8 protein-coding genes are annotated in these 7502 nt (G+C 69.5%); 4 read left to right on the top strand and 4 right to left on the bottom strand.

Annotated features, from left to right (window positions below; translation table 11 throughout):
* Positions 1-143: 143 nt before the first annotated feature.
* Positions 144-305, bottom strand: coding sequence for a hypothetical protein (locus ACFV7Q_RS37740; RefSeq protein ID WP_385435469.1), 162 nt, complete (start codon positions 303-305; stop codon positions 144-146).
* A gap of 95 nt (positions 306-400) precedes the next feature.
* Positions 401-1270, bottom strand: a complete 870-nt coding sequence (locus ACFV7Q_RS37745; RefSeq protein WP_385435470.1) for an alpha/beta fold hydrolase — start codon at positions 1268-1270, stop codon at positions 401-403.
* Between the two features lie 117 nt (positions 1271-1387).
* Between ACFV7Q_RS37745 and ACFV7Q_RS37750 the strand changes: the two genes are divergently transcribed.
* Complete coding sequence (locus ACFV7Q_RS37750; protein WP_385435471.1) at positions 1388-1972, top strand: TetR/AcrR family transcriptional regulator; 585 nt, start codon at positions 1388-1390, stop codon at positions 1970-1972.
* Between the two features lie 158 nt (positions 1973-2130).
* Here ACFV7Q_RS37750 and ACFV7Q_RS37755 read toward each other — a convergent pair whose 3' ends face one another.
* Positions 2131-2586, bottom strand: coding sequence for an Lrp/AsnC family transcriptional regulator (locus ACFV7Q_RS37755; RefSeq protein WP_385435472.1), 456 nt, complete (start codon positions 2584-2586; stop codon positions 2131-2133).
* A gap of 123 nt (positions 2587-2709) precedes the next feature.
* On the opposite strand from ACFV7Q_RS37755, the gene ACFV7Q_RS37760 reads away from it, so the two are divergent.
* Positions 2710-3255 carry an RBBP9/YdeN family alpha/beta hydrolase gene (locus ACFV7Q_RS37760; protein ID WP_385435473.1) on the top strand — a complete coding sequence of 182 codons (546 nt, stop codon included), beginning with the start codon at positions 2710-2712 and terminating at the stop codon, positions 3253-3255.
* A gap of 322 nt (positions 3256-3577) precedes the next feature.
* On the opposite strand, the gene ACFV7Q_RS37765 is transcribed toward ACFV7Q_RS37760, so the two are convergent.
* Complete coding sequence (locus ACFV7Q_RS37765; protein ID WP_385435476.1) at positions 3578-4114, bottom strand: TetR/AcrR family transcriptional regulator; 537 nt, start codon at positions 4112-4114, stop codon at positions 3578-3580.
* A 156-nt stretch (positions 4115-4270) separates the two neighbouring features.
* On the opposite strand from ACFV7Q_RS37765, the gene ACFV7Q_RS37770 reads away from it, so the two are divergent.
* Both ACFV7Q_RS37770 and ACFV7Q_RS37775 read left to right on the top strand, forming a co-directional pair.
* Positions 4271-5104 carry an NAD(P)H-binding protein gene (locus ACFV7Q_RS37770; protein ID WP_385435474.1) on the top strand — a complete coding sequence of 278 codons (834 nt, stop codon included), beginning with the start codon at positions 4271-4273 and terminating at the stop codon, positions 5102-5104.
* A 919-nt stretch (positions 5105-6023) separates the two neighbouring features.
* Positions 6024-7277: a DUF2716 domain-containing protein gene (locus ACFV7Q_RS37775; RefSeq protein WP_385435475.1), complete on the top strand. Its 1254-nt coding sequence runs from the start codon at positions 6024-6026 to the stop codon at positions 7275-7277.
* Positions 7278-7502: the final 225 nt, after the last annotated feature.

Here is a 7502-nt window from a genome sequence, read left to right on the forward strand (position 1 = left end):
ACGCTAAACGCCTGTGGAGCGCCGGTAAGACGGGCACACGTGCCCGCACAGCGCGGTGAAGCAGGAAGCCCCCGGAAGGGTCAGCCGACCCAGGCCGGAATCCCTGGACTTTAGGCCAGGGAGCACGTCAACGGACTCCGGGTTCAGCGGTTGAGGTCGAAGGCCGGCACGTCCAGGCTCGCGTACGCCTTCGTCACGACAGTCGCGACCGGCGCATCCGCGCCCCACTCCGGCCAGATCGCGTACCGCGTGCACCGCGGCCCGCACCCCTGGGAGCGCGGGCCACTGCTGTGCTCCGGTCTCATGCCGGGGGTGCAGGCCCGCATTCCGGTGGATGCCCTGCTCGCCACGGCGCAGGTCGGCCATCGGCAGATGGACGGCCTGCGCCGCATGGGTGTGATCAGCGAGCCAGGAAGGCGAGGATGCGCTGGTTGACTTCCTGCGGCTTCTCGGCGAGGAGGTGGTGGCCGGCGCCTTCGATCATCGCGCCGTCCGATCCGGGGGGCAGCATGGCGATGATGTCGGCGAGTGTCGCCTCGTCGACCACGGGGTCCTCGGTTCCGTGGAGGTACAGGGTGGGCTGGGAGGGCAGCTTGTCCAGCACGCGGGCCATTTCCCATTGCGGGGTGCCGAATGTTGCGGCCGGGAAGTTCTGCCGGTAGAGCTCCAGGCCGAGGTGGAGCCTCTCCGGCGTGTTGAGTCCTTCCTTCATGGCCTTGCGGTCCTCGGTGGAGTCGTAGCCGGGGACGGTCCCCGTCCAGTGGTCCCAGAGCCAGTCGAGGTAGGCGAGGTCGTTGGCTGCGACGAGTTGGTCGGCTATGGCCATCTGGAAGAAGTAGAAGTGGACGTACCGCTCGATCCTGCCGGGATCCGCGCTGTCGCGGTCGTAGAACGGCAGGGGAGGGACGTCGTTGACGACCACCTTGGCCCACCGCTCGGGTGCGGCCGCGGCGGCGCCCCAGGTGGTGAAGCCGCCCCAGTCGTGCCCGATCAGGACCGCGTCGGACCCGCCGCCGAGCGCCTCGTGCAGGGCGTTGGCGTCGGCGATCAGGTCGGGAAGGCGCATGCTGCCGTCCGGCGGCACCTGGGAGGGGGCGAAGCCCCGCATGGTGGGGACTACGGCGTGGTATCCCGCCCCGGCCAGCGCGGGCAGGAGGTACCGGTAGAGCTTGGGCGTGTCGAAGCCGTGCAGCATCAGGGCGAGCGGCCCTTCTCCTGCTTCGACGTAGGCCAGGTCCAGGCCGTTGACGGTGATCCGCTTGTGTTCCATCTCCAGCTCCTTGTTGCGAGAACTTCTAAAAAGAACGTTCTAACAAGCCGGAAGCTAACACGGCGTTCACGCGACCCACAAGCTAGAACGAACGTTTTATCCACTAAGCTCGGCCGCATGGCGAACAGACCACAGCCGGGCACCCGGGAGCGCATCGTTCGCGCGGCCTCCCTGCTGATGCAACGTCAGGGGTACGAGGGAACCGGCATCAAGCAGGTCGCCCAGGAAGCCCAGGCCACGCTCGGCTCGGTCTACCACTTCTTCCCCGGCGGCAAGCAGGCCGTGGGCGTGGCCGCAGTCCAGCATGCCGACCAGGAGTTCGCCGACCTGCTGTCGGCGTCACTGTCCGAGGAGGCCGACCCGGCGAAGGCCATCGCCGCCTGCGCCCGCGCGCTCGCCCGTCACCTGCGCGACTCCGAGTGGGTGGACGGCTGCCCGATCAGCGCGACCGCACTGGAAACCGTCGGGCGAGTCCCAGCCATCGAGCAGGCCGTCGCTCAAGCCTTCCAGCACTGGCGGGACATGGTGGCAGACACGCTTCGCGAAGCCGGATTCCCGGAGGGTGACGCGCACGACCTGGCCACCACCGTCATCAGCACCCTCGAAGGCGCCGAACTCACCGCACAGGTCTTCAAGAGCGAGACGCCGCTGACGGTCGCGGGCGAGCACTTGGCCCGGCTCATCGACTCCTACAAGGGGTGAGAGCCCCCCACCGTGCGGAGCTTGCGAAGGACCGGCCCGAACGTATGCGGAAACCGGCCCTCATCGCCGGCCTCACCGGCGGGACCGGGCCGGGCCTGCGACCTTCATGACCCGACCATCAGACGCGACCATCAGACGCGACCATCAGACGTTGAGGGTCAGCTCGTGGTCGACGGTGCCGCCGGCAGCGACTTGGGCGGGTAGCTGCGCAGGACGAGGGAGGTGGTGACCGGTCCGTAGCGGGCGAGCGAGTCCACGACCTGCTCAAGGCGTTCGGCGTGAGAACAGTGCACGTCGAGGAGCAGGCAGTCCTCGCCGGTCACGCGGAGGGTCGAGACGACCTCGGGAGTCCGGGCGGTAACGGTGAGCGCTTGGGTCAGCTGCGCGTGGGTGGTGCGTAGCCGGACGACCGCGTGGATGTTCAGTCCGACTGCGGCGGGGGCGACGACGGCGCGGTAGCCGGTGATGATCCCGTTCTTCTCCAGGCGTTGGATGCGGGCGCTGGCTGCCGGCTGGGACAGCCCGACCCGGCGTCCGACCTCGGCTCCGGTGAGCCGGCCGTCGGCCTGGAGCAGGGCCAGGATGGCACGGTCGATCTCGTCGAGTGATTCCATCGTTGTCGCCGCCACTTTCTTTGAGATCACTTGCCGAGCCCCGTCATTGGCGCTGATCCATCGAGAATCGCCCCAGGGCGTCCCGGCGAGGTGCAGGGGCCACGATTGGATGGGCGGTGGACGATGGTCGCGTACGTCATCATCCCTGGGATCGACGGTTCGGATGACCGCCACTGGCAGAGCTTGTGGGAGAAGCGATGGGGGCCCTCGGCGATCCGGATCGCGCCGGCCTCGTGGAGCAGGCCGGACCTGCCGGACTGGGTCGCCGCAATCCAGGCCGCCTACGAGATCGCTTCCCTGCGTGACGACCAGGTGGCGTTGGTGGCTCACAGCCTTGGCTGCTGGGCAGCCGCGCACTGGCTGGAGCAGACGCGACCCGACACGGTGGCGGCATTCCTGGTTGCGCCTCCCGATCCCCAGGGACCGGCGTTCCCGCGTGGGGCCGCACCCACGTTCCTGGGCCTGTCCGCTCGCCCGTTGCCGTGCCCGAGCCTGACGGTGGCCAGCGACGACGACCCCTACTGCGACCCGAAGACGTCCGTCTCCTTCGCGCAGGAGTGGCAGGCGCAAGGCCACCTCGTCGAAGGCCACGGCCACATCAATTCCGACAGCGGCCTCGGTGACTGGCAGGCGGGCCTGGAACTCCTTCGCAGGCTCGTCGGCTGCTGAGACGCCTCACCCGACGCGGAGGCCCTCCGCGTCGGTGCCGGTCCTCACCCTGCGCAGAAAGCCCGTGCAGGTCGCACCGCAACGCCCCGTTGTCTCCTGAGAGCCGGCGCCGTCTGATCGACCCCTGCCGGAACCACCCGATCGCCCGCGCCGCCGCAAAGACGGGAATCGCCCGCGCGTGCGCGTCGAATGGGTCAACCGCACCGTTTCAGCGGCAGGGCTGATCGTTTCCCGTCCAGGAAGGACCCGTCCGGACACCTTGCCCACGCAAGACGCTCGGCACGGCAGCGGGCCCCTCACCTCCTGATACGGCACGGCGGGCTCAGGCGGCCTCGAGGGAGTCGATCCAGGCGATCAGGCGAGCACCCTCACGGTCCATGACCCCCGGGTCTCGCAGGGCGTTGGCCAGCAAGGACATGCCCTGATAGGCGCCCACCAAGGTAAGGGCCAGGCCCTCTGGATCCAGCTGGCCAAGCTCGCGGAACTGACCCTCCACCCAGGTCAGCAGGAGCCGTACAACCCTTCCCGCCTCGACGTCCAGGCCACCTTGGTCGCGTTTTCCCAGCTCCGCGGCGAGAGTGCCGGTCGGGCAGCCGTACCGGACGGCGAGGTCACGCTGACTCACCCAGCCCTCGATCAGGCCCTTGAGGCGCTCACGAGGATCGGGGAGCTGGCTCAGGCGGCCGATGAGCAGGTTCAGGTGTCGCTCATGCTCGGACAGCGCGGCGGCGACGAGTTCGTCCTTGGTCTTGAAGTAGTAGTACACGTTGCCCACGGGCACCTCGGCCGCGCGCGCTATGTCGGCGATGGTGGTGCGCTCGGCGCCTTGCCTGTGGACGACGTCGGCCGCGGCTTCCATGAGTCGCTGCCGCTTCGCGCCGGCGACCCGGGCACGGGCAGGCTCCTTCGAGTAAGTCACCTAACTAACTATACGACTCGACTCGTGCTAACCTCCGAGCCAGCCAGCCAGCCAGTCAGTCAACTAACTAACTCGCTCTGATTCGAGGAACCCTGCATGATCGTTGTCACGGGAGCCACCGGAAACGTCGGCCGCACGCTCGTCCGCCTGCTGACCGAACAGGGACACGAAGTGACCGCGGTTTCGCGCCGCATCACCCAGGCCGATGTCCCGCCCGGCGTGCATGCCATCGCCGCCGACCTCGCCCAGCCGGCCGCCGCCCTGCCCGCCACGGCGGATGCGGTCTTCCTGCTCGTCGGGGGAGACCTCATGATGACCGGCGACCCCACCGCCCTTGTCGCTCCGTTCGCGAACTACGGCAAGATCGTCCTGCTGTCCTCCCAGGGGGTGGCCACCCGACCGGACTCCCTGTCCCACGGACAGGCCTTCGCCGCCTACGAGCAGGCCGTCATGGACTCCGGCACCGACTGGACCATCCTGCGTCCGGGCGGTTTCGCCTCCAACGCCTACGCCTGGGCACCTTCGGTCAAGGCGAGCCGAACCATCTCCGCACCCTTCGGCGACGTCGCCCTCCCGGCCATCGACCCCGACGACATCGCCGCCGTGGCCGCCGCCGTCCTGACCCGGCCCGGCCACGCCAAGGCCAGCTACGAACTCACCGGCCCCGCCCCGACCACCCCGCTCCAGCGCGCCGCCGCCATCGCCGACGCCATCGGCGAGCAGGTCACCTTCATCGGCCAGACCCGGGAGGAGGCCCGCGCACAGATGCTCACCTTCATGCCCGCCCCGGTCGCCGACACCACCCTCGACATCATCGGCACCCCCACCCCGCGCGAGCAGACCGTCAGCCCCGACGTCGAGAAGATCCTCGGCCGCCCCGCCACCACCTTCGCCGACTGGGCCAAGCGCAACGCCGCCGCCTTCGCGTGACGGACGGCGCCGGCACGCATCCACGGGAACTGACGGAGCGCCCGCCGACGCGGCGCGGCGTCGTGCAGCCGAGACGCACGACGACTTGACCGGCGCCAGGAGAAGGCGGACGTGATCACGGACAGACCTTCTGCGGGATGTACCGTGCCCTGCTGCTGGCGCGCGGCCGGGACGAGGACCTGGCCGCGCACCGCGCGTGCGGCAGGCGACCACGAACGAACGGCCCGCACACCGGGAAGTGTGCGTACTGACCTCTGGGCGGTTGCGGACCCGGAGGCGGCACGTCTGGTCGGACGTCGACCTCGACGAGCGTGTGTTCTACGTCCGGAGCCAGACCCAGCGCCGCCGTGGCGTCCGCTACGGAGGAGATCCCAAGCGCCGTCGGCGCCGGACAGTCCGTGTGCCTGCCCTGTGCTTCGCGCCACTGCGGTGGCACCGGATGTCACGAGCCTGGTTGGAGTGCCGAACGGCCACGGTCGAGAAGACCACCAGGAGAGGGTTCACCCGGTCGGGGATCACGATTCACCGCAGAAACGCCCCTGCGCCCAGGCCGGCACCCGCTCGCTGCACCCAGATGTCGCGGCTCACCGGAGCACCCCGGATCAGCTGTCGGGCCGCTCCGCGGACGCACCGTCCGCCGATCGCTTCCGTGCCGTTCCAAGAGAGCGAGTGCTGAGCATCGAAGTCGTCCGTCCGGGCCAGGATCGCGCTCAGTCACAGGCGTTGTGACTGAGTGCCCCAATTGGCCCTTTGAGCGCGCTACTTGGCTCATCTGAGTATTCTAGATGGCCCTCGCCGCCGTCGGGACACCCCTGACCTGCATGTATGCATGCAGGTATGGTCGGGAAACTCCCCCGAGGCATGTACCCCAAAGGTCCTCACGCCGGGACGCCTCCGAGCCCCGTCTAGGCTCCCGCGCATGGATATGGGCGAGCGGTGGACGGAATACGACGGGCTGCGGGGACGGGTCCCCTCGTGGCATCCGGTCGGGGTGGTGGTCCAGGCCGATGGGCCGGTCGTGCGCCGGCACTACGGGACGCACGGCACGGCCGAGCACGCCCCCCTCGCGCCCGGGACCGACATCGCCGGGCTGGTGCGCCGCCAGCAGGAAGGTTTCGCGGAGCGTGGCGAGCCCGTGGAGTGGAAGGTGTACGGGCACGATGCGCCGGACCTGGGCAGAGCGCTGACCGCAGCGGGGTTCACCCCGGGCTGGGAGCGTTCCGTGCTGATTGCCGAGGAGCTGCCGGGCGAGCCCGATGTCTTGGCGAAGTCCCGGAACGAGATCCGCAGCCTGTACGCGGTACGGGATCAGGCCGAACGGGCCTGGGGGATCGCCGTCGGTTCCCCCGGCCCGCACGCGGTGCCCTACGCGGAGATGATCGCGGACGGCGCCTCGGAGGACGGCGACGTCTACGTCGACGTCCTCCTGCAGCACGGCGAGGTCACCGCCGTGGGCTGGGTCTACGCCGACCTGACCTTTCCCTTCAAAATCGTCGGTGGGCTGAGCGGCGACGACGCAGACTTCGTCCGGGAGTGCACCGCCCACTGGCGCACGCAGAGCTCGCGTCCCCTCCTCGCCGAGGCCGGAGGCCTCCTGCGCGAGCGGCTTTTGAAAGCCGGCTTCATCGAGGCCGCCACCGTCCGTTCCTACCACTGGCGCCCGACCGGCACCCCCGAGACCACCCGCCCCGCGCAGTTCCTCGACTGGCTCCACGACGACGGTCCACTGTGGGACCGCTTCTACACCGACTTCGCCTTCAAGCCGAGCACCACCTCCCTGCCCGCGATCAGCGCTCCCGTTCCCTCCGCCGTCTGGCATCTACACGCCCACCACCGGCCCGTCCCTGACCTCCCCGAACGGATCGACGCGATCGTCCAGCGCGGACTGCTCACGGCAACCGAGCCCGGCGAGTTCGTCTACTGGCTCGACTGGCAGCACGACGGCTATCGCTATGACCCCCGCCGCACCGACCTCCCTGGACGGCCGCCCCGACCCGGCAAAGGCACCTACCCCAATGGCGACTACTACCTCCACCTCACCGACGACCTCCGCCTGGGCACCTTCGGCCACCCCTGGGAACAGACACTGACCGTCTGGGGGCCCCCGCTGCTCGCCGCCGTCGAGGCGGAACTGACCGAGCTGCTCGGAGAGCCGGTCAGGCGCCGCGACTGAAGGGTGGCCCGGGTCCCCGCCCTCGTCCTGAGGTCGGGAGCCCGAACGCCACACAGGTGGGCGCGGTTCCGCAGCGCCCCGAGCCGCGCAACGGGCGCGAAAGCTGAGCGGTGTAGTTGGCCGGACGGGCCAACTACACCGCTCAGGCAGAGAGCACCCCCACCCCACCCCCCCCAGCCCCCCGACCGCCGCGGGATAGGAGTAGGGCCGCAGCATGGGGGGTGA

The organism is Streptomyces sp. NPDC059851, assembly GCF_042732005.1.
Classification (GTDB): Bacteria; Actinomycetota; Actinomycetes; order Streptomycetales; family Streptomycetaceae; genus Streptomyces.

Bases quoted from the DNA above. Each gene is read 5' to 3' on its own strand.
- ACFV7Q_RS37755 (WP_385435472.1), bottom strand. From the start codon at position 2,586: ATGGAATCACTCGACGAGATCGACCGTGCCATCCTGGCCCTGCTCCAG.
- ACFV7Q_RS37740 (WP_385435469.1), bottom strand. From the start codon at position 305: ATGAGACCGGAGCACAGCAGTGGCCCGCGCTCCCAGGGGTGCGGGCCG.
- ACFV7Q_RS37765 (WP_385435476.1), bottom strand. From the start codon at position 4,114: ATGGAAGCCGCGGCCGACGTCGTCCACAGGCAAGGCGCCGAGCGCACC.
- ACFV7Q_RS37760 (WP_385435473.1), top strand. From the start codon at position 2,710: ATGGTCGCGTACGTCATCATCCCTGGGATCGACGGTTCGGATGACCGC.
- ACFV7Q_RS37770 (WP_385435474.1), top strand. From the start codon at position 4,271: ATGATCGTTGTCACGGGAGCCACCGGAAACGTCGGCCGCACGCTCGTC.
- ACFV7Q_RS37745 (WP_385435470.1), bottom strand. From the start codon at position 1,270: ATGGAACACAAGCGGATCACCGTCAACGGCCTGGACCTGGCCTACGTC.
- ACFV7Q_RS37775 (WP_385435475.1), top strand. From the start codon at position 6,024: ATGGATATGGGCGAGCGGTGGACGGAATACGACGGGCTGCGGGGACGG.
- ACFV7Q_RS37750 (WP_385435471.1), top strand. From the start codon at position 1,388: ATGGCGAACAGACCACAGCCGGGCACCCGGGAGCGCATCGTTCGCGCG.